The organism is Chitinophaga sp. YR573 (genome assembly GCF_900110995.1).
Classification (GTDB): Bacteria; Bacteroidota; Bacteroidia; order Chitinophagales; family Chitinophagaceae; genus Chitinophaga.
Window position 1 is genome coordinate 1,015,350 of sequence record NZ_FOJF01000003.1, and the last position, 22,063, is coordinate 1,037,412.

At 42.7% G+C, this 22,063-nt stretch carries 15 protein-coding genes; 10 read left to right on the forward strand and 5 right to left on the reverse strand.

Annotated elements, in window-relative coordinates; all coding sequences use genetic code 11:
* Nucleotides 1-17 precede the first annotated feature (17 nt).
* The 4 genes from BMW86_RS30590 to BMW86_RS30605 form a co-directional block, all read right to left on the reverse strand.
* Nucleotides 18-3,437: a SusC/RagA family TonB-linked outer membrane protein gene (locus tag BMW86_RS30590; protein WP_177189449.1), complete on the reverse strand. Its 3,420-nt coding sequence runs from the start codon at nucleotides 3,435-3,437 to the stop codon at nucleotides 18-20.
* 187 nt (nucleotides 3,438-3,624) lie between these two features.
* A complete protein-coding gene (locus BMW86_RS30595) occupies nucleotides 3,625-4,593 on the reverse strand; it encodes a FecR domain-containing protein (protein ID WP_089787481.1) in 969 nt (322 codons plus the stop codon).
* A 58-nt stretch (nucleotides 4,594-4,651) separates the two neighbouring features.
* The gene (locus tag BMW86_RS30600; RefSeq protein ID WP_218149264.1) at nucleotides 4,652-5,242 is read right to left on the reverse strand and encodes an RNA polymerase sigma factor; all 591 of its coding nucleotides are present in this window, start codon (nucleotides 5,240-5,242) and stop codon (nucleotides 4,652-4,654) included.
* 122 nt (nucleotides 5,243-5,364) lie between these two features.
* Nucleotides 5,365-6,867: a TolB family protein gene (locus tag BMW86_RS30605; RefSeq protein ID WP_089787482.1), complete on the reverse strand. Its 1,503-nt coding sequence runs from the start codon at nucleotides 6,865-6,867 to the stop codon at nucleotides 5,365-5,367.
* 182 nt (nucleotides 6,868-7,049) lie between these two features.
* Between BMW86_RS30605 and BMW86_RS30610 the strand changes: the two genes are divergently transcribed.
* From BMW86_RS30610 to BMW86_RS30635, 6 genes are all read left to right on the forward strand, one after another.
* Nucleotides 7,050-8,477: an alpha-L-fucosidase gene (locus BMW86_RS30610; RefSeq protein WP_089788288.1), complete on the forward strand. Its 1,428-nt coding sequence runs from the start codon at nucleotides 7,050-7,052 to the stop codon at nucleotides 8,475-8,477.
* 101 nt (nucleotides 8,478-8,578) lie between these two features.
* Nucleotides 8,579-8,908 carry a hypothetical protein gene (locus tag BMW86_RS30615; RefSeq protein ID WP_089787484.1) on the forward strand — a complete coding sequence of 110 codons (330 nt, stop codon included), beginning with the start codon at nucleotides 8,579-8,581 and terminating at the stop codon, nucleotides 8,906-8,908.
* 183 nt (nucleotides 8,909-9,091) lie between these two features.
* The gene (locus tag BMW86_RS30620; protein WP_177189450.1) at nucleotides 9,092-9,637 is read left to right on the forward strand and encodes an RNA polymerase sigma-70 factor; all 546 of its coding nucleotides are present in this window, start codon (nucleotides 9,092-9,094) and stop codon (nucleotides 9,635-9,637) included.
* 39 nt (nucleotides 9,638-9,676) lie between these two features.
* On the forward strand, nucleotides 9,677-10,621 hold the full coding sequence (locus BMW86_RS30625) for a FecR family protein (protein ID WP_089787489.1): 945 nt from the start codon (nucleotides 9,677-9,679) through the stop codon (nucleotides 10,619-10,621).
* Nucleotides 10,622-10,624: 3 nt separating this feature from the next.
* Entirely contained in the window at nucleotides 10,625-13,126 is a 2,502-nt protein-coding gene (locus tag BMW86_RS30630) for a TonB-dependent receptor (RefSeq protein WP_089787491.1), read from the forward strand.
* Nucleotides 13,127-13,206: 80 nt separating this feature from the next.
* The gene (locus tag BMW86_RS30635) at nucleotides 13,207-13,953 is read left to right on the forward strand and encodes a hypothetical protein (RefSeq protein WP_089787493.1); all 747 of its coding nucleotides are present in this window, start codon (nucleotides 13,207-13,209) and stop codon (nucleotides 13,951-13,953) included.
* 61 nt (nucleotides 13,954-14,014) lie between these two features.
* Here the strand turns inward: BMW86_RS30635 and BMW86_RS30640 are convergent, their stop codons facing one another.
* Nucleotides 14,015-14,347, reverse strand: coding sequence for a hypothetical protein (locus BMW86_RS30640; protein ID WP_089787495.1), 333 nt, complete (start codon nucleotides 14,345-14,347; stop codon nucleotides 14,015-14,017).
* A gap of 486 nt (nucleotides 14,348-14,833) precedes the next feature.
* On the opposite strand from BMW86_RS30640, the gene ppsA reads away from it, so the two are divergent.
* The 4 genes from ppsA (at nucleotide 14,834) to BMW86_RS30660 (ending at nucleotide 22,033) form a co-directional block, all read left to right on the forward strand.
* Nucleotides 14,834-17,266 carry a phosphoenolpyruvate synthase gene (gene ppsA, locus BMW86_RS30645; RefSeq protein WP_089787497.1) on the forward strand — a complete coding sequence of 811 codons (2,433 nt, stop codon included), beginning with the start codon at nucleotides 14,834-14,836 and terminating at the stop codon, nucleotides 17,264-17,266.
* Nucleotides 17,267-17,276: 10 nt separating this feature from the next.
* Complete coding sequence (gene fbp, locus BMW86_RS30650) at nucleotides 17,277-18,314, forward strand: class 1 fructose-bisphosphatase (protein WP_218149265.1); 1,038 nt, start codon at nucleotides 17,277-17,279, stop codon at nucleotides 18,312-18,314.
* Nucleotides 18,315-18,509: 195 nt separating this feature from the next.
* Nucleotides 18,510-21,020 carry a discoidin domain-containing protein gene (locus tag BMW86_RS30655; protein WP_089787499.1) on the forward strand — a complete coding sequence of 837 codons (2,511 nt, stop codon included), beginning with the start codon at nucleotides 18,510-18,512 and terminating at the stop codon, nucleotides 21,018-21,020.
* A 137-nt stretch (nucleotides 21,021-21,157) separates the two neighbouring features.
* Complete coding sequence (locus tag BMW86_RS30660) at nucleotides 21,158-22,033, forward strand: helix-turn-helix domain-containing protein (RefSeq protein ID WP_089787501.1); 876 nt, start codon at nucleotides 21,158-21,160, stop codon at nucleotides 22,031-22,033.
* Nucleotides 22,034-22,063 lie beyond the last annotated feature (30 nt).

Below are 22,063 nucleotides of genomic sequence, written 5' to 3' on the forward strand. Positions count from 1 at the left end.
TTCTTTCAGTTAAGGTGTTAGAAGGTAACATTCAGTCCCAGTGAAGTCGTTTGTTGCTGGAAGTAATATTGTCCGTTTGAAGAACGTGCTTCCGGATCAATCTTCTCTTTCATATGCGGAGTCCATGTCCACAGATTTTGTCCTGCAACGTATACACGTAGTTGCTGGATACCTACACGCCTGATCAGTTTAGCAGACAATGAATAACCCAGTTCTGCACTACGGAGTTTGAGATAGGACGCATCCCTTAACCACCAGGAAGAAAACCTTGTATTATAATCTTTAGGTTGTGTGCTTACACGTGGATATAATGCAGTTGTATTGGCTGGAGTCCAGTGGTCTTTGTAATACAGTTCACTGGCAGAACCCTGCTGATCAAAAGGATATACCAGGCTACCACCTACAGGAAGACTGATCTGTGTTGCTGCCTGTAACAGGAAGTTGAGATCAAATCCTTTCCAGGAAAGGTTGGGAGAGAAGCCAAAGATCATTTGTGGGGTACCGTTAGGTCTGCCGATCACTGTCTGATCGTTATCATCAATAATCCCATCCGGTTTACCTGATGGTCCGCTCAGGTCTGCATATCTGATATCTCCGGGATGCACGGGTGCATCCGGCAGTGAAACAACGCCTGCTTTCAGTGAGCCGTCAGTATTGAAATCTGCTGGTGTAAAGTAGCCAAGCGCTTTCAGTCCGAATTGAGTACCATACGCACGTCCTGTCTGACGGCGGTTAGGATTATTATAAGTAGCATCTGTTTCAAATACCTGTAACAGTTTATTTTGCGCATAGGTGAAATTGCCGTTCACTTCCAGGTGTAAACCATTAGAGAAAGTATGGTTGGTACCCAGACTGATTTCCACTCCACGGTTGCTCATGATAGCCGCATTCTGTTCAGTAAGCCCCACACCATATTCTGCAGGTACGGTAACAGAAGGAGGTACCAGCATGTTGGAACGTTTTTCATAAAAGTAATCAGCTCCTACTGTCAGCTTACCTTTCCACAAAGAGGCTTCCATGCCCACATTGGTCTTTTTAGCCCGTTCCCATGTAATAGCAGTATTAGCCTGTAATACTTCACTGATACCAGCTGTTAACGAACCATCCAGCACAGCTGCATTGTTATAGATGGAATAACCTGTCAGGTACTGGAAAGGACCGCCGGCCAGGTTACCGGATTCACCGTAGGAAGCCCTTACTTTCAGTAGATCTATCCAGGCCGCATTATCTTTTATAAAACTTTCGCGGGCCATATTCCAGCCTAATGAAAAGGCAGGGAAGAAGCCATATCTGCGACCCGGAGCAAAGTAATAATGTCCGTCATACCTGCCTGATACTTCTGCCAGGTATTTACCATCATAGTTATAGCTCAAACGATATACATAACCTATTTGTCTTTGTTCCGAAGAGGCCCCTCCATTAGAGAGTTCTCCCTGTGCCGTACCACCACGGTCCAGTTCATCAATGTCTATCGGGTAATTTATTCTGCTGCCGGAGAGATCCCAGTATTTCTGGTTCCGGGATTCCAGTACTCCCAGGAAAGTAATATCGTGTTTACCAAAGGTATTGTGGTAGTTAATATATCCCTGATAGGTGAATGCTTTATTCTGACTGGTACTCAGGCTCAGTGATGGTTTGGATGGCCCGAGATAAGCCGGTGTATAGGTATATGGAGTGGTTGTAAAATCTGCACTGTATGTAAGAATAGGTGTTTTCCATACTTTAGTATAGGTATTATAAGGATCATAACTGGCCACACCCTTAATGCTAAGACCTTTTATAAAAGGTAGCTGCTGCTCAATGCTAAAGGTGGTCATAATCTGTGTATTCTCATTATGGGCATATCCGCTATGCGCAATGGTACCTACCAGTGAGTTGGTGATATAGCTTCCCCAAAGGCCATTGGAGTAGTAAATAGCCGATGTAGGCGGTGTTCTGAATGCCTGGTACATAATACCTCCGCCAGCCGAAGCATAGCGGTTATTGGCATCTCCGCTGCTGGGATCCGAATAACCGGAATAATTCTGGTCTTCTACCCAGCCACTGATAGAGATACCCACCTGGGTGGTTTTAGTCGCTGCCACATCAAGGTTCGCCAATGCATTATATTTTTTCAGGTTGGTGGTAGAGAATTGTCCGTCCTGACTGGTATATCCTAATGCAGCAAAGTATTTTACTTTTTCTGTACCACCTGATAGTTGGAGGTTATGATTAGTGAGTAATGCATTACGTTGTATCACATCCCTTAAGCCCTGGCTGTTGGGATATTTATCCCGGTCAGCATCGGCAGCGCCATCTACTGTTTTTTTGTATCCGGCTATCTGTGCATCAGTAAAAGAAGGACTGAAGTTGTCATTGCGGTTAGCTTCATTGCTTAACAGAGCATACTGGTAAGAGTTGACCATGCGGGGCATCCGCGTAGGGTTCTGAAAACCGGCATATCCATTATAAGAGAGTGTAGGCGCACCGGTTTTTCCTTTTTTGGTAGTGACCAGGATGACACCATTGGCACCTGCAAGGCCATAGGGGGCTACTGCCGCCGCATCTTTTAGTATAGTCACGCTTTCAATAGTAGCAGGGTCCAACCGGGAGAAATCCCTGTAAATCCCATCAACCACCAGCAGGGGATTTGCGTTCCCGATGGTGGAAGTCCCCCTTATCCGGATCCGGGAACCATCCAGTCCGGGTTCTCCGCTTCCCTGGTCAGCCATAAGACCGGGCATACGGCCTACCAGGTTATTCGTCATATTCACTACCGGTTTCTGTGCAAAGTCTTTTCCTTTTACCACAGATACCGCTGCGATACTGTTAGCTTTCAGTTGTGTACCATAACCCACTACTATTACTTCACTAAGTGCAGTGGAACTTTCTTCCAGTTGTACATTGATGGATGTATTGCCTGCTACCGGTACTTCTTTGGTGATGTAACCGATAAAAGAAAAGATCAGTACACTTTGTTCGTTTGGTACAACGATGGAAAACCTGCCTTCCGGATCCGTATTTGTGCCGTTTGCAGCTCCTTTTAACCGGATACTGACACCAGGGAGTTTTTCACCTTTTGGAGAGGTGACGGTGCCTGTAACGGTTAGTTCTTTTACAGGTGCTGGTGCCGGTGCGGGAATCGGCACAATGAAAACATAATGATCTTTCTGTTGATAAGTAAGACCTGTACCTGAAAGCAGCAGGTCCAGTGTGCTGGCTACTGTACGGGTAGCTACCGGAAGTTTGATATGTGCAAATCTGCTTATTTCGGCCAGCCTGTAACCGAAGCGAAAATTGGTCTGTTGTTCTATTTCCTTTAATGCTGTTTCCAGACTTTTCCCCGAAAGGCCCAGTGAAATCCTGGTTTCCCGGATATCCTGCCCATTTGTTTTTGCTGCTATCAGAATATTACAGCCGAATAATAAAATTGCCAGTACTAACGTGGAACATCTCATAATCCAAAGGATGGTTTTGAGTGGGATTGGACGTTCATAAGGAAACGTGGATCCCTTACTTACAAAAAAATGCATAGATTTGTTTGGTTTTAATCGGTTTGAACGCTGTTTTAAAATCCATTGGTTGCGGGTACTTGCCTGTACCTGTAATTATACCGCTGTGGTTGCCTCCGCAGCGGTTTTGTATTTAATTTTTCTTCCTGCTGACAGTAATAACATTCTCTTTTATATGATAACTGCAGCCATTGAGATGGCAGATCATATTCATGACTTCCTGGATGTTTTCTCCATGTAAGAAGGAAATGGAAAACCGTGATTTTTTCAGTTCAGGACTGGCAAATACGATTTCCACATTATACCATCTGCTAATGGTAATGGCCGCATCTGCCATCGTTACATTATCAAGTATTAATTCACCTTTAGTCCAGGCTACCATGTTGCCTGCAATGGTATCCCTCAGTATTACCTGTTTATTTTCCGGATGATATTCCAGGAACTGGTTAGCTACGATCACGCCCAGTGCTGCTTTGCCTTCAGCTACGCTTACTTTACCATTTACTACTGCCACTGTCAGTTGCTGGTTATATGCCTGTATGTTAAATGCAGTACCCAGTACTTTAGTAGTAACGTTGCCGGTATGTACCAGGAAGGGTTGTTGATCACGATGTGTGACATCAAAATATGCCTCCCCCTCCAGGAAAAGTTCCCGGGTATTACCCGTAAAACTGGCAGGATAACGCAGTTTACTACCTCCTTTCAGCCAAACGATGGAACCGTCTGCCAGCTTCAGTTGCATGCGTTGACCAGCGGGTACTGTCAGTTCTTTATAAGCAAGGGGGATTGTCCCGGAAGGCTTAAATAATAACCAGGTCATGGTCCCGGCAGTCAGCAGCAGTAACAGACCTGCCGCATAGCCCAGCCAGCGCCGCTTATTACGTGGCAGTTTCTCTGTAATCCGGAGATATAATGCTTCTGATTCTTCCGGCTTTAGGTGCTGTACAGGGGCCAGTTCTGCCCAGATACGATCTATTGCAGACTGGAGTGCGGGATCTTCCCCTGCATCCTGCAGATATTGCATTAGTTCATCGTAATCTTCAGCATTGATGCTATCATTGGCGAGGTTGCCAAGCAGTTGATATAATCGCTCTTCATTCACGTGGATGACGGTTTAATATAGTGCAATACACGCGAGCCTACCTGTTCGGGTAGTCAGATTAATAAAAAAAGAAAAATAAGAGGAGAGGGAAGAGGATTTCGGACTGGTTAAAGCAGGCACGTAGGGTCTTTAATGCGCCTGTCAGGTGGTATTTTACGGTATGTACAGAGATATTCATACGGGCCGCAATTTCTTCATAGGTAAGGCCTTCAAATCTGCTCAGCCGGAAAACCATTTGCTGCTGCTGGGGTAAAGTATTTAAAATATGAGAGGTAAGACGTTCGAGGTCTGCTGCCAGGATCCCTTCTTCGGTTTCATTATGTTCCGGGTGAATGGTGAGCCAGAGCTTTTTACGGGCTGCCTCTGAGGTGGCTGTTTGCCGTAACATATTCAGTGTTACTCTTCTGGCTATGGTATATAACCAGGGTGCAAGAGGATATTCACTGTCTAATTTTAAACGGTGTTCCCATAGTCGTAACAGGGTTTCCTGCACCACTTCCTTGCTCTGTTCCCTGTTTTTAAGGAAATGATAAGCCAGGCCATAAATCTTCTGGCTATACTGGTCAAATACCACACGGAATGCAGATTCATCCCCCTCACGCAGACGGATGATCAAATTCCAATCAATAGATTTAATTGCACTTTCCACAACCCCGGTAATAATTGATTTAAGAATTCCCTCCCTAACAATGCTGATGCGTCTAAGGTATGGAATTTAATATCGAAGTTATATCTTTTTTAAGTCGGGATGCAGTTTAAAGAATAACACATTCAGGGGATGATATCATCCGAATTGCTTACAAATGCAATTTTCCTGCTGTCTGGTGACCAGGAAGGAGTGTTAATAGTTGCCTGCCCTCCATATACATAAGCTATTACTTTTGGCTTTCCGCCAGAGACAGGCATTAGTCGCAAATAGACCTGTTTATAGAAGGGATGATCATCTGGTGGAACATCTTTTGAGAAGGAAATAAAAACGATCCATTTACCATCCGGGGATATATGTGGGAACCAGTTATTATATTCATCAGCAGTAAGCTGTTCCGGCTGACTACCATCTGCATGCATACGCCAGAGCTGCATAGTACCGGAACGGGTAGAGTTAAAGTAAATGTATTTCCCATCCGGACTGTATTCAGATCCATCATCCAAACCGGCAGTATTCGTGAGTTGTTCTTCTTTTCCTCCCCCGGCAGGAATCCTGTAAATATCAAAATCATTATTCCGCCTGGCAGTGTATAACAGGTATTTCCCATCCGGCGACCAGCCATGCAGGTAAGACGGGCTTAGTGGTGTAATCTGTTTGGGAATCGCTCCTGTACTGGGTACTGTGTATACGAAAGAACCATCCTGTGCATCACTTTCTGTGCCACTGAGGCCCAGCATTTTGCCATCAAAGGAAAGTACGTGATCATTATTATTATCCTTTACAACACCGGTGTTAATTACTACAGGCGATTTTGTTCCAAAATCAAAGCGGTATAGCAGGCCTTTGCTGTTATAGATAAGACTTTTACTGTCCTTTGTCCAGTTGGGAGCCTGTAAAGATGTTTTATCGGAGTAGACAATCTTCCGGTGACCACTGCTCATATCCATTACTTCAATATGGCTGCCAATATAATCCCGGTAGGGAACGAAGTTTTCTTTTGCAGGTACAATGATGCGCACATTATTATACCTTACTTTTTCTACTACGTTTTTATTGTGGGAACAAATGAACAGGCCAACGTATAATTCATCGTTCAGGTTTACATCAGCTATCTGTTCAACTGTAAAAGGTTCCCCGGAATGCGCTACAGACATAATGTACCGGTTTCCTTTCCGTTCCAGTTGTATGACATCAGGCCCTTTTATAACTGATTGAATTTCTTCCATATCCGCATGTGCTGTTTTGCGATATTGTAAAGAAGTGAGTCCGTCTCCATGTACCGTAGCCGCAACAGTAGCTGAACTGCTATCCAGCGTGTTACGTACCATCCACCCAAATTTTCTGTGCAGCTCTGTTCCCTTGCCCAGTAAGACTCCCCGGCTTTGTAAAATGAAATCGCCTTTCATCTTTTTCCAGGCATAATGAAATTCATCACTTCCAAACCAGATGTTATTACCTGCACCTGATAGTTCATATACCTGACTGGCAGTATCATAGGTAGTGTTGCCTTTATGGGATGCAACGCCTACATCAGTGCTTCTGTCGAATATGCCTGTGTTTTGTGATATGGCAGGATAGCCGGCTGTTAATAGCATGGCACAGGCAACAGTTTTGAGGATATTCATAACGATTTTGATTGAGTGGTATCCTAAGATAATATTGATTTCTGAGATTATTATATACTATCTCATTAAGTAGTAAGGGTGCAGAAAATAGTTGCTTCGATATAAAATATTTATATTTTGTGTCCGATTTAGTGGTATTATTCAGGTAATTAATAATTAATATGGGTCTCAAAAAATTTGTCATGCAATGCCTGGTTTTCACTGCAACCACAGGCACATTTCTACCATTTCGTGCAAATGCACAAACCGCTCCAACTCCTGTAGGACCTGTGCCTAATGCCCGGCAGATTGAGTGGTATCATCGCGAGATCATCGCTTTTTTTCATTTCGGTATGAATACTTTTACCAATGATAATGAAGGCGATGGAACGGCAAGTCCTCAACAGTTTAATCCTACTGCATTAGATTGCAATCAATGGACAGGTGTGCTTAAAAGTGCCGGTATCACCACCGCTATTTTTGTAGCAAAACATGCGGATGGTTTTTGTAACTGGCCAACTGCTCATACAAACTATTCAGTTAAAAACAGTCCCTGGAAAGATGGTAAGGGAGATGTTGTGAAAGAATTTACGGATGCATGTAAAACTGCCGGAATTAAAGCGGGGATTTATCTCGGGCCACATGACAGACATGATTCCAGGTATGGAACAGTTGATTATAGTGATTATTATGCCAGTCAGTTATCAGAGTTATTAAGAAACTACGGCCCGATCTGGGAAATATGGTGGGATGGAGCAGGAGCTGATAAAATTACCACACCTTTTTATACACGATGGGCAGATTCCGTTCGCAGGCTGCAACCCAATTGTGTTGTTTTTGGAACAAAAAATTCCTATCTCTTTGCGGATTGCCGCTGGATGGGAAATGAATCAGGAATAGCCGGAGATCCTTGTTGGTCAACCGTTAATTTATCTTCCATAAAAAATGAAGCGGATAATATTCCTGCATTAAATCATGGAGAAGTGGATGGAACAGCTTATGTGCCTTCTGAAGTAGATGTGTCCATTCGTCCAAGCTGGTTTTATCACAAAGAAGAAGATCCACAGGTGAAAAGTGTTTCCACGTTATGGGATATTTACTTTAGTTCTGTAGGTCATAATAGTGTCTTGCTGCTGAATTATCCTCCTAATAAAGAAGGATTGGTTTCTGCTATCGATGCTAAAAAAACGGATAGCCTTGGTGCGCTGATTCGTGGCACTTTTAAAACCAATCTTGCCAGTGGAGCAACTATAAAAACACTTCATCCCCGTGGCGCAAAATATAAAGCATCCAATATGGTGGATAACCTGGAGAATACTTATTATGCAACAGCGGATGCGGCTACTACAGACACCCTCGTTTTTAATCTGGGGGCTGCAAAAACATTTGATGTGCTGATGTTGCAGGAAGTCATTGAGTTAGGACATCGTACTACCGGATGGTCTGTAGAGTACTCAACGAATGGTAAGAAATGGATTCCAATTCCGGAAGCAACAGGAAAGCAGTCGATTGGTTATAAATGGCTGGTTAAGTTCAAACCGGTAACAGCTTCGCAGGTGCGATTAAGGATTACTGAGGGGAAGGCCTGTGCTGCCATTCATACTTTTGGGATCTATAAGCAACAAATGTAAACATATGTAACTACCTGATAGTTTGAGATTAATGAAATATTTTGAAGAACTGTCTAATTAACTTAAATTCAAGATATTATTAAACTTCAAACATAAATTCCATGGTAGAAACTGAAGTAAAATCCAACACTAGGTCAAGGAACTGGCATGCCAAATCGGTTGGCAAATTAACAGGCCCTCCTTACACTATCACAGTTATCGGAGAAGTTGGAAGTGGCACAGCTGCTCCCGCACTAAAAAAGAATGAGCGTAAAGAAGACAAAAAGCCAGGTGTTTTGTATCTCACTTGTGTGGGTGGGACAACAAGTGATCAATACGCAAAGGTGTTATATACAGAGGTAATATCATCACACGAAGAGTTTACCAAAGTTCATATTGACGACGCTAACGGACACATAACAGAATTCAACGTCACTATCATTCATAACTGATGCAGTTGCACGATATTGTACAAAAGGTGCTCGGTTTCGGGCACCTTTTGTTTTTTTTCTTGTCATGTCCGACCCAATCAAAAGTTTAAGAAGCGAATAGTTCCCATTACTAAATAAAGTTTAACTTGCGCATTCTTGTGATGTATCGGAACCTGTGTTTTGCCAACGTTAACTTATATTACTGTGGATCGCAATGATCTTTACGCTCAATTCAGGCAATTGTTCCTGCAATTCTATGACCCCCTGTGTAAATATGCTTTTACCTTCGTCGCAGATAAAGATGCCAGCGAAGATGTTGTACAAGATATGTTTACGCGCATATGGGAAAGGCATCAGGAAATGATAACGGCTCCAAACATCCGTGCTTACCTCTATAAATCAGTGAGAAACAATTCATTTACCTATCTGAGTAAAAAGAATAAGGTATATAGTTTATCTGATTGGGATATTGATGAAGAAGATATAACAGAACAGGAAAACCATGACATTCCCCATTACAGGGAACTACTGAAAAAAGCGATTGACGACCTTCCGGCAAAATGCAGGGAGGTATTTTTATTAAGCAGATCAGGCAACCTTAGCAACCAGGAAATTGCGGACAATCTCGGAATCTCTGTTAATACGGTCAATAATCAAACCTGGAAAGCCATGAAAATGCTGAAAGCATATGTAGCGAAGGCCAAACTATGGCTTCCACCGGCTTTACTTATTTTTTTTACCAAACTGTAGGAGTTTTCCAAAAGCGATAGTCTTATAACCAGGAAAGTTATGATATCATTACCTGAACATATAGAGATAATACTTGAGAAACATCTCAAAGGATTGGAGAGCAGCTCAGAAATGAAGGTGCTGGAGGAGTGGCGTGCGGAGAACTCAGCACATGAATTATTATATAAACAGCTACTTAAGTTATGGCAGGAATCTGGAGTTATCCTGGATGAACCTGTATACGATGCCAATAAAGCATGGAATAAGCTCGATTTTGCCCTTAAACAGGGTAAGCCTGCCCGTCAGTACAGTATGACCAGATTTTTGCTGGCAGCCTGCTTTACAGGCATTATTTTTATCGCTGGCTGGATGTTCTTCGGCCAAAAGGATATGACAACACTCCAGGCTACTGCCAACAGGCAGCTTACACTTCCGGACGGCTCCTCAGTGATTCTCCGTAAGGGTGCAGCTATCAGTTTCCCTAAGGACTTTAAAGAGCGGGAGGTTACTCTTAACGGGGAAGCGTACTTTGATGTGAAGCCTGATAAGGAGCATCCTTTCCGCATACAAACAACCAGGGCCACCCTTGAAGTATTGGGGACATCTTTTACAATTAATACTACCAGTCAGTATGACCGGTTGGTAGTAACTACCGGTATGGTATCCTTTACCAAAACAGCCACTAAACAACGGCAAATCATTTTACCCAACCAGGCCGCTGTATTGAATGAAAAAGGCATTGATGTAACACCGGTGAGAGATTCGAATTATTTGTCATGGAGAACAGGGATCTTAACATTCGATAATACTTCCATGGAACAGGTAGCTGCGGAGCTTTCCGACTGTTATAATGTGGTCATAAAACCAGATAGCGGACTATTGACATTCACCATTACAGCAAGGTTTGAAAAGCAACCTGTAGAACAGGTATTGGAAGAAATCAGACTACTGTTCAATCTTAGTTACCGCAAACAACACGATACTATCCTGCTATTTAAGCCATAACCTATGTTACGTTTCATGCTTGCTGTAGCCTGCTGTTTCATATTGTCAGATGGAATGGCGCAAAGCAATCTGTTAAAAATGAAGTTCTATTGCCAGGCAACGGAAGGAAGTGTTAATGCCGTATTGCATGATCTGGCTATTTATAGTAAGGTCAATATTGAATATGCTCCTTCTTCTCTTGACAGTACCCAAATAATAAGCCTTCCTGCCGGTGAAACATCGTTGGGTACTGCTCTCAACAGAATTTTAGCCGGACAAAAAGTATCCATTATTGAGAGGAATAATAAAATTATTATAGTAACTGCTGATTCCCCGCTGGAAGCGGCTGAGAAATATGTTCTCTACGGATTTGTCCAGCTGGAAAACAGTCTTGAACCATTACCCTTTGCTTCTATCAGGGAAACAGCTACGGGTACCCTGTGCCAGTCAAATGTCTTTGGTTTTTACAGCATCACTCTTCCATCGGGAAAACATGCATTGCAGGTCTCATTTACAGGATCTTCTTCAAGAACAGTTACCATAGATCTTGATAAAAACAGAAATCTCAACCTGGCGCTTTCACCTGCCATGTTACCAGAAACACAGGTAGAAGCGGGGAATATGCTAAAAAGAGATGCCGGTATTAAACTCAACAGATATCAATCCGGGATCTATAGTAATATGCTGGGTGAAACAGATCCTGTACGGGCGGTATACCTGTTACCCGGGAATATGGAAAGCCAGGAATCCGGTGGAAAACTGCTGGTAAGGGGAGGAGACCCCGGTGAAAGTCTTTTTCTGCTGGATGGTAACCAGGTATTTAATCCGGCCCATTTGCTGGGAGAGGTATCTATTTTAGCCAATACCAGTATCAAGTCAGTCCAGCAATATAAAAACGACTTCCCCGCCCGGTTGAGTGGGGGTATCTCATCTGTTACTGAAATCAATACAAAAGATGGTAATATGGAGAGATGGAGCGGTGAAGGAGAAGCCGGCATCAGTTCTCTTTCATTTACGCTTGAAGGCCCGCTGAAGAAAAACCGTACTGCCATCATGTTATCTTCCAGGCAAAGCATGGGGGATGTGGTTAATCATGACCTGCTGGCATACGAAGCCACTTTTTCAGATACGCATATTAAGGCTACCCATATTTTCAACCGGAATAATAAATTACAGTTAAGCGGTTATATTGGGACCGACCAGCTTCACTTGTCACAGGACAATCCGGAATACCTGCAGAAATGGAATAACAGGCTTTTCACGGTTAACTGGAACCATATATTAGGTACCCGCTCCTTTGTAAACACTACATTGAATGTAAGTAACTATGATAATTACATTGGTTTAATGTACAATGTTCCGGGTGAATATAACAAAGGATCTGTATTCAATAACTATGCTTCCGGTACACGATACGAGGCCAAAACACAAGTCGAACTCACTATATCTCCACATCTGCAAAGCCGTTTTGGAGGAAGATTTGAGCATAACACTATCAACTCTTATAACACACTGGTTACATACTATTTTGTAGAGGATCTGGATTCCTTTTCTTCCGGAAAACGTACGCTTGGTTTTTCTGATATAATGGTATATTATGAAAATGAGATCAGGATAGGTGCAAATTTCCTGATAAGGCCCGGTGTACATTTTAATGCCTATAACTATGATAACTATAGCTATCAATCATGGCAACCACGATTTTTCTCCAGCTACAGAATAAGTGAATCCCAACAGATCAATCTTTCCTATACTCAGATCGGGCAGTTATTACACCTGGTTACAAGCCCTTATCCCGGTATGAACAGGGAAGTATGGATACCTGGGAGTAGTCAGTTAAAGCCGGAAGAAAGTAAAATGCTGAACATCGGATATCAGTATAAAAGCAGGAATAAGTTACACCTCACAGCTGATATTTATTATAAGGAAACAAATAACGTGACTGGCTTTAGACAAACATCGAATCTTCTTTTTAATAATGATTCTATAGAGAAAAAGATTATGACAGGCAAAGCATCCGGTTATGGTGCAGAACTGATGGCGGAGAAAAAGTACAACAAATGGAAAGCCATTTTTTCTTATACGCTTTCCTGGAGCTGGCGACAGTTTGATAGCATTTACAATGGCAGCAAACAACCCTATCGTTATGACAGACGTCATAATCTGAATCTCTTAATACAATATCAGCCAATTAAAAAACTGGAATTAAGTGTACTCTGGCATTTTAATACGGGTGACTGGATAACACTTCCTTCATCAATATCTTTCAAACCAGATATCGCTACTCCAACTAATACGCCTTTCAGGGGTACCGAAACCAACCGCCTGAATTTAAATGCTTCTTACTATTTTGACACAAGAAAAATTCGTCATAGAGTAACAACAGGTATACATGCTGTGAACCAATCTGCTATGAAGTACAGCACAGAGGTAATAACTGAGGAGAATAAAAGCTATGATATCACTACATCCCCGGACCAGCTATTTAAATACAGCTGGTACCTGACCTATAATATCAGCTTTTAAAAATATTTTTTGCTATCGGATAGGAGTTTTCCAATATTCATCGTCTTACTATGAAACAAAACTAAACGAACGATTTAACCATGAAAAAAATTCTGATTACATTACTGACATGCACATGTATATATAGTTGCAGCAAAAATGATGACAATGCTACTCCTGGTTCCCAGAACGGATTATTATATGAACCTGGTGGTGTTGTAACCGCGGATAAACCTGTTATGTATACGAACGGTGGTGTGGCTATTCACGATCAGGCAATCATAAAAGATTATTTAACGCGCAGAGGGTGGGTGTCAGATTATGTATTTGATGGGCAGACAGCAGATGCCAAGATGTTTAGCTCATATACACTGGATTTTTCGGATGCCAAGTATACATTAATAGGAATGACTAAAGCAGAAATCGTTAATAAAACTGATACATCAATGTTGATGGCAGTATTAGATAGCGCTATTACTCCGGTAGGGGAAAAATCCTGGACTGATTCTTTAATGGACATGGTAAACAAAAATGGCCCACTGGCAGAATGTCCTTCTTACTATACCGATCCATGTTCATACAGGAAAAAATACCCTCTGCTGATTGCTGATAACAGTTATTACATCCCTTATGTAGTGGCTTCTATTACAACAAATGTTATGATTCCTACCGGGTTTGGAGTGCCAATGGACTATGGTGTTTTTACACATAAAAGAGGAGAGACAATGGTATTTAATAAAAGTATGGTATCTAAGTTAGGAAGAACACTTTTATATAACAGCTATCTCCTTCAAAGTAATGATACACTGGTTGTACAAACGTTGCGCCAGCAGATGGTAAAACAATAGTATCCAAAAAACCATAAAAGGGAATGATCAGGTATAACAATGCCTGATCATTCCCGTTTAATTAATTAACCTTTATACGTGAAACTTGTCCATCCAGACCATTGTTGCGGATGAAGCTCACTATTACATACTCATCTTCATACGATCTTTCGAATGTACCAACGACGTATTCAGGTGTGGATCTTTTCACGTTAACGATGCAAAAGTCATCATTCGTAGTTCCATCTGCAGAATCATATACCCTGAGTTCACAACCGGGTCTGACACCAAAAAGTCTTGCAGATCTGATTGCATCATTTTGTACCGGACGAAAATCCTGTCCAGGAGCATCTTCAACGGTCTGAACGATGTTTTGAGTTGCGTTGTTCCCTTCATAGAATACAATAATACCCATGACAATAGTGGTTTTGAGGTGAAAAATTAAAGAAAGAGTGAATAGAGTGGATATGGTAATTTGAGGTTGGTTGAGTTTATGAGTAAAAAAACTATATATCAGTTGATTATATGAATTTAAATAACTTTTGAGAATAAATAACAAAAAACTTTTGACTCACAGATTTCGTGAATTTTCATGAAAGTAGTAGTATCAATGCAATAGTATAAGAGGTAAGTCGATTACAATTGATCGATTTTCTATTAATTAATCCATTTAGCATCTTTTGTTAACTAAATCCATGCAGAGCTGCTTTAATTTATGAATATTACATTTGATTCATAAATATACTCATAAGCAATGCGTCCTGACTATGCTTTCAAGAGATTCCACGATGAGCGTACGCTTTATGTACTGCTTATGTTCGCACTTGCAGCAGATATCTGACTGATAACAGATGCCCCATAGCTTTATTTTCATAACCACCATTACTAACACCTTTTATTTATGCACCAAACAATCATCGGCTTGTCTGCCGTGGGTATCCACGATATTGACAAGGTGGGTGGCAAAAATGCTTCCCTCGGAGAAATGATCAGTAACCTTTCCGGATTAGGTATAAAGATCCCGGAAGGATTTGTAATCACAGTAGACGGTTATCGCATATTCTGCCGGTTTAACCAGCTCGAAAGTAAGATAGAAGAGCTGATCAACGGTATCGATCACAACAGTGTAGAATCCCTGCGAAGAGGAGGACTGCAGGTCCGCCAACTGATCCGGAACAGTAAGTTCCCGCCGGAATTATCCCAGCTCATTATCGAGGCTTATCACCAGTTATCTTCCAACTACGACCAGGAGAATACGGATGTGGCAGTACGTTCTTCCGCTACGGCAGAAGACCTGCCGGACGCGTCTTTTGCCGGTCAGCAGGAAACCTACCTGAACGTTCGTGGTGCTGCTGCACTAATGGATTCCGTACGTAATTGCTTTGCCTCTCTTTTTACTGACAGGGCCATCAGCTACCGTCAGCGCTTTCTTTACAATCACTTTGAATTAGCATTATCCATCTGCGTGCAAAAAATGGTACGTTCTGATCTCGGTTCTTCCGGGGTAGCCTTTTCTATTGATACGGAAAGTGGCTTTAAAGATGCTGTAGTGATCAACGGGGCCTATGGATTGGGAGAACTGGTGGTACAGGGGGCTATACTGCCGGATGAATTTATCCTCTTCAAACCGGCTTTAAAAGAGGGATTCCCTGCTATCATAGAAAAGAAGCTGGGTCGCAAAGACCAGAAAATGGTATATGGTGATGACCCGGATGAAAGAGTGAAAGTCATCTCCACGGAAAAATCTGCGAGAGAAAGGTTTTGTCTGGATGATAAAATGATCCTCCGTTTGGCTTCCTGGGTATGTACCATTGAAGATTACTATACCAGACTCAAAGGACATTGGTGCCCTATGGATATAGAATGGGCATTAGACGGTATTTCAGGAGAGCTGTATATCGTCCAGGCCCGCCCGGAGACTGTTCACTCCAACAGGAATCAGCAGACACTGGTAGAATATGTTATTGATAATAAGGATACCGCAGCGCCTATCCTTACAGGGATTGCTGTAGGTGATAAAATAGGCAGCGGGAAGGTTAGTATATTCTATTCCCTGGATAAACGTATTGAAGGCCACGATTTCAATGAAGGTGATGTACTTGTAACAGATATGACAGACCCCGACTGGGAACCTATCATGAAAAAAGCCTCTGCCATCATTACGAATAAAGGAGGACGTACCTGTCATGCAGCTATCGTAGCCCGTGAAATGGGCGTACCTGCTATTGTAGGCTGTGGCAATGCCACAGAAGTGCTGACGGCGGGGCAATTAGTTACCGCTTCCTGCGCAGAAGGGGATGTGGGTCTTGTATATGATGGAACAATCAGTTACCATATGCAGGAAACAAACCTCGACAGCCTGCCTGCCATCCGTACATCGCTGATGCTGAACGTAGCCTCCCCATCACTGGCATTTCAGTTCTCAAATCTGCCACATAAAGGAGTGGGTCTTGCCAGGGAAGAGTTTATTATCAACAATTATATCAAAGTACATCCGCTTGCACTGCTGCATCATACCAGTTTGAATGACGAAGCATTATCTGCCAGTATAAAAGAACTCACACGTGGATACAATAGTGGTGCCGAGTACTTTATTGAAAAGCTATCTTTTGGCATTGCCCGTATCGCAGCCGCTTTCCATCCCTATAAAGTGATCGTCCGCTTCTCTGATTTTAAAAGCAATGAATACGCCAACCTGCTGGGCGGTAAACACTTTGAACCACAGGAAGAAAATCCAATGATAGGATGGAGAGGTGCTTCCCGCTACTATGATCCCGTTTACCAGGAAGCATTTAAACTGGAATGTGAGGCGATCCGCCGTGTACGTAACCAGATCGGCTTATCGAATGTATCTGTGATGATTCCTTTTTGCCGCACAGTGGAAGAACTGTTAAAAGTAAAAGCGATCATGAAAGAATATGGCCTTGAACAGGGGAAAGATGGTCTGGAGTTGTACCTGATGGCGGAAATACCTTCCAACATCATGATGGCAGCTGAATTTGCTAAAGAAGTAGATGGGTTTTCCATCGGCTCCAATGACCTTACACAATTAACCCTGGGGTTAGACCGTGACTCTGCTCTGGTAGCAGGATTATACGATGAAAGAAATCCGGCGGTAAAACGAATGATAAGCATGTTGATAAAAGAAGCAAAAAAGGCAGGTGTAAAAGTAGGTATCTGTGGTCAGGGGCCTTCAGATCATCCTGACTTTGCCCGTTTCCTTGTTGAGGAAGGCATCGATTCCATCTCTGTTACACCTGATTCTATCATTAAAACCATTCGTGCTATCCATACTGCAGAACAGGTAACGGCTGGTGTTTTATCAGAATATTAATACGTTGATTATGATGAGAAAATTAATGACACTGGAAGAGTTTACCATTCAGGAACTCCGGACATTCCCCAAAGCAACAGGGCAGCTATCCGGGTTACTAAGAGATATAGGTCTGGCCGCCAAACGTATTAATGTGGAAGTGAACAAAGCGGGATTGATGGATGCCATACTTGGGGCTACGGGATATATAAATATCCAGGGAGAAGAAGTGCAGAAACTGGATGTATTCGCAGATAACCAGCTGGTGAGCGTACTCCGCAATGGCCTTTATTGTGCGGGTATTGCCAGTGAAGAAAATGATGATATCCTTGTATTTGATGATGAAGTCAGCAACAATGCTAAATATGTTGTAATGATGGACCCTCTGGATGGCAGCAGCAATATTGATGTGAATATGCCGGTAGGTACTATCTTCTCTGTTTACCGTAGGGTAACTCCCCTGGGGACTCCCTGTACAAAAGAAGATTTCTTACAACCAGGTACGCGTATCGTTGCCGCTGGGTATATTATTTATGGCCCCAGTACTATTATGGTATATGCTACCCGGCGAGGTGTGAATGCTTTTACATTAGATCCTTCCATCGGGGAGTTCTGCTTATGTTACAGTAATATGCAATGCCCGGAAACAGGGGATATCTATTCACTGAATTATGGTAACTACAGCGGTTATAATGACCAGCTAAAAAAGTACATCGACTTTTGTGAGCGTAAAAAGCAGAACGGAAAATATTACACACAGCGTTATGTAGGAAGCCTGGTAGCAGACATTCACCGGAACCTGATCAAAGGAGGGATATTTCTTTATCCGGGTACTGCGGAAAAGCCTAAAGGCAAATTACGCTTGTTATACGAATGCAATCCAATGGCCTTTATTATTGAAATGGCCGGTGGACAGGCAACGAATGGTAAACAATCCATCCTTAGCATAATCCCGGAGAGTCTTCATGAAAGATCTCCTTTATTCATTGGAAGCGCCGGTATGATGCAGGAACTGCATCAATACATTAAAGGAACTGCTATCCTCTACAATATGAGCAATGCGTATTAAATAAGGGGCTGGCTAAAAGGGGTACCTACAGGAGAGGGGGGACCCTTTTTAATCAGCCCTGTGTTGTTATTTTCAGGATCATAAAAGGTTATAATAGCATCGAAAAGCAAATAGTTCAAACACTACTTTTGATTTTCAAAATTGACATTATGCAATTGATGCATATTGTCTGATGTTTCATATAAACCCATATCCATGAAAACACAACACCGGCTTTATGCCTTTTTGTTTGTACTGTTATGCAGTCACCCGCTTTTTGCACAGGATGTTTACATTAACCTGAATCAGCCACATCAGGGAATCGATGGTGCCGGCTTCTGTCATGAAGGAGACCGGCAGAATGGTAATACCTATGTTATCAGTACAGCTATCCAGCAGATGCTGGATAATCACATGACTTTGTTCAGAGACATGTTCCCTAATAAGGTATGGGAACCCTCTAAAGGAACGTTTAATGGTACGGATTCCCGTGTAGTCAGCAGTTTTCAACGCCTGAAAACCATGCAGGACAAGGGGATAAAGACAATCCTTGGTATCTGGGATGTTCCGGACTGGATGGTGAGTAATCCATCCGCCGGTTCAAATCGTAAGATCAATAACTTTGACGATTTTGCTTATTTCATTACCTCTTATCTTGTGTATGGCAAAAACAATTATGGCCTTACGGTTGATTATGTAGATGTAAATGAAACCAAAACTTCCGGTGTGAATATCTCTCTTACTGCACAGGAATATATTACGCTGATCCAGAAATGCCAGACACTTTTTACGGCTAATGGCATCAAAACAAAAATGAGTATAGGAAGCGTATTGCTCTGGGATATCCAGTATAACAAGGATATCTACAATGCTGTAAAGAGCCTCAGCGTGGCAGGTAATCCTACCTGGCATACTTACAGGGGAGGAAGTACTACCGGTCGTGAGCCAATCTCTTACTGGGAAGCATGGGGTGCATGGCAGCAGACGCTTGACCGCAATCTGTGGGGTACTGAAACGGATTATGATGCCTACTACTGGGAAAATCCTGACCGCCTGACCTGGCAGGGAGTAGAAGAGATGGCAGTGATGTATTACCGGAATTATTACATAGCCCGTATGTCCACATCCTCAGGTTGGTTCTGGCATCCTGAATGGCCTTCCAATAATGTGCATACCGCTTACATGAACAACTTTGAGCCAGGTGGGCAGGTTGTAGAAACCAGTCAGCCTGATGGGGATGTGATGACTGTCGCTTATAAACACACAACTAATAAAAAGTTTGTTATTCAGGTGTTGAATCAGGCTTCATCCACACATACCGTTACTTTCCACGGTGTGCCGGCTAATAAACCACTGACTTTAATCCGTACCAGTGAAGCGGGCGACCGTTCCAAAACGGTAGGCACCTATACGCCCAGTGGCACAGACTTCACCATCACTTTGCAGGCGAATAGCTTTAATACATTTACAGGTGCGTTAGATGGCGTCGTTGATGTAGTGGCTCCCAGTACTCCGGCGAATCTCAGATCAACCGGAAAAACTTCGACCAGTATTTCATTGGCATGGGATGCTTCTTCTGATAATATCGGGGTAGCGGGATACCAGGTATTCAATGCCGCCAATACACTTTTGGGTACTGCTTCCACTACCAGCACAACCCTGCAGGGGCTCACTGCAAATACTTCTTATACACTGGTCGTGAAAGCCTATGATGCTGCGGGAAATTTCTCAGCAGGCAGTTCCGCTATAACGGTTGAGACGGATACCGCTACTACTCAATCAGGTGCTGCTACCGTATATGCTGATTGTAACTTCACTGGTAGTGGGGTTTCATTAACACCGGGCACTTATACACTTTCGCAGTTACAGGCATTGGGCGTTTTGAATGATGATATCTCCTCTGTACGGGTAAAGAGCGGATACAAAATCACATTGTATACAGATGGTGGTTTTTCGGGTACTGCTGTTACGCTTACCGCAGATGATAATTGCCTGGTAGATAACAGTTTCAACGACCTCACCTCTTCTGTAAAAGTAGAGACTTATTCTCCAAACATTGCCTACAGCCGTCCGGTTTTCACTACTTCTAATGAGGATGCAACCGTGACAGGTGATAAAGCCGTGGATGCAAATGGGAATACCCGTTGGTCCAGCAGTTATGCCAATAATCAGTCTATCGTAGTAGACCTTGGGGCAAACTATAATGTTAACCGGGTAAGATTGGCCTGGGAAGCAGCTTATGCAACAGATTACCAGATCCAGTTTTCTACTGATAATACTACCTGGACTACTGTACGTGAATTCTGGGGTAAAACATCTGCAGTAGCAGATGACCAGACCGGTTTGAGTGGTACTGCCCGTTATGTGAAGGTGTATTGCATCAATAGAGCAACGGCCTATGGTTTCTCTCTGTATGAGTTTGAAATTTATGGTACGCTTGCAGGAGCTGCCATGGTTGCTGCAAAAAGCCAGGAGCATAGTAATGTTTCCGAAGGCATCTCGATCTTCCCCAATCCGGCCCACGACCAGGTTACTGTAAAACTAGGGACCGCCTGGTTGCAAAACAGCCGTTTGGTATTGCTTGGCACCGATGGTAAATATATCATCAGCAGGCCGGTTACCAGCACAATGGAAATATTACAGCTGTCATCTTTACCAGCTGGATTATACATTCTGAAGGTATCCAATGCAAAAGGCCAGATTACCCGTAAAATTATTAAAGAGTAAGAAAATTCATTAGCAGGAGAGCGGTTGCCCGGATAGGGTGGCCGCTTTTGTTTTTTAGGACTATATTTCAGTTTTTATACCCCAATCCCTGATATTGATCATGTAACTCAAACTCATAACCATTAAAGATTGCCCGGATGTTTAAAGACATTGTATTAGAAATTCCCTCACTCGCCCCCAATGATTGTTTTTCAGTTTCCTTAGAAAAACCGGAGGAACTGGCTGGGCCGCTTCATTTTCATGAGGAGATGGAGCTAAACCTGATTATGGATGCTGCAGGTACCCAGCGTATTATAGGCGACCATATCGGCGAAACAGGAAATATGGAATTAGTGCTTATCGGACCTGATCTGCCACATGGATGGTTTAATCATCATTGCGTATCCGGTAATATCCGGGAGGTGACCATTCAATTTAATAAGGAGTTGTTTCCGCTGGCCCTGCTTCAAAAGAACCAGTTATTCAACATCCGGAAAATGTTTGAAGATGCAAAGCGGGGGTTGCTTTTTTCACAGGAAACTGTGCAGAAAATCTCTCCCCGTATCATGGCGCTAAACAGGAAAACCGGTTTTGATTCAGTACTTGAACTGCTCTCAGTACTACATGATTTATCAATGGCGCGTGATACCTGTACATTATCAGATATCACGTTTACCAAAGAAAGGCATGTGTTTAACAGCCGGAGAATTGAGCAGGTATTTGAATTTCTTTATCGCAATTTTGCGGAAAAAATAACCCTGTCTGATGTCTCTGGCATTGCGAATATGTCTGACGGTTCTTTCAGCAGATTTATTAAAATTCATACAGGACATAGCTTTACAGAAAATCTGATTAAGATCCGCCTTGGACATGTGTCACGGATGCTGATAAACTCTTCTTATTCTGTCAATGAAATTGCCAGTAAATGCGGATTTCATAATATGGCCAACTTTAACCGCATATTCAGGGAAAGAAAAGGATGTAGTCCCAAAGAGTTTAAACGAAAATATAAAGGCAAATGTGTATTCATCTGATGTAAAAGAAAAACGGGCTATATCAGCCCG

Excerpts from the sequence above, each read along its gene's own strand:
- BMW86_RS30625 (WP_089787489.1), top strand. The coding sequence starts at position 9,677 with ATGATATCATTACCTGAACATATAGAGATAATACTTGAGAAACATCTC.
- BMW86_RS30630 (WP_089787491.1), top strand. The coding sequence starts at position 10,625 with ATGTTACGTTTCATGCTTGCTGTAGCCTGCTGTTTCATATTGTCAGAT.
- BMW86_RS30635 (WP_089787493.1), top strand. The coding sequence starts at position 13,207 with ATGAAAAAAATTCTGATTACATTACTGACATGCACATGTATATATAGT.
- BMW86_RS30615 (WP_089787484.1), top strand. The coding sequence starts at position 8,579 with ATGGTAGAAACTGAAGTAAAATCCAACACTAGGTCAAGGAACTGGCAT.
- ppsA (WP_089787497.1), top strand. The coding sequence starts at position 14,834 with ATGCACCAAACAATCATCGGCTTGTCTGCCGTGGGTATCCACGATATT.
- BMW86_RS30660 (WP_089787501.1), top strand. The coding sequence starts at position 21,158 with ATGTTTAAAGACATTGTATTAGAAATTCCCTCACTCGCCCCCAATGAT.
- BMW86_RS30640 (WP_089787495.1), bottom strand. The coding sequence starts at position 14,347 with ATGGGTATTATTGTATTCTATGAAGGGAACAACGCAACTCAAAACATC.
- BMW86_RS30655 (WP_089787499.1), top strand. The coding sequence starts at position 18,510 with ATGAAAACACAACACCGGCTTTATGCCTTTTTGTTTGTACTGTTATGC.
- BMW86_RS30605 (WP_089787482.1), bottom strand. The coding sequence starts at position 6,867 with ATGAATATCCTCAAAACTGTTGCCTGTGCCATGCTATTAACAGCCGGC.
- BMW86_RS30590 (WP_177189449.1), bottom strand. The coding sequence starts at position 3,437 with ATGAGATGTTCCACGTTAGTACTGGCAATTTTATTATTCGGCTGTAAT.
- BMW86_RS30610 (WP_089788288.1), top strand. The coding sequence starts at position 7,050 with ATGCAATGCCTGGTTTTCACTGCAACCACAGGCACATTTCTACCATTT.
- fbp (WP_218149265.1), top strand. The coding sequence starts at position 17,277 with ATGATGAGAAAATTAATGACACTGGAAGAGTTTACCATTCAGGAACTC.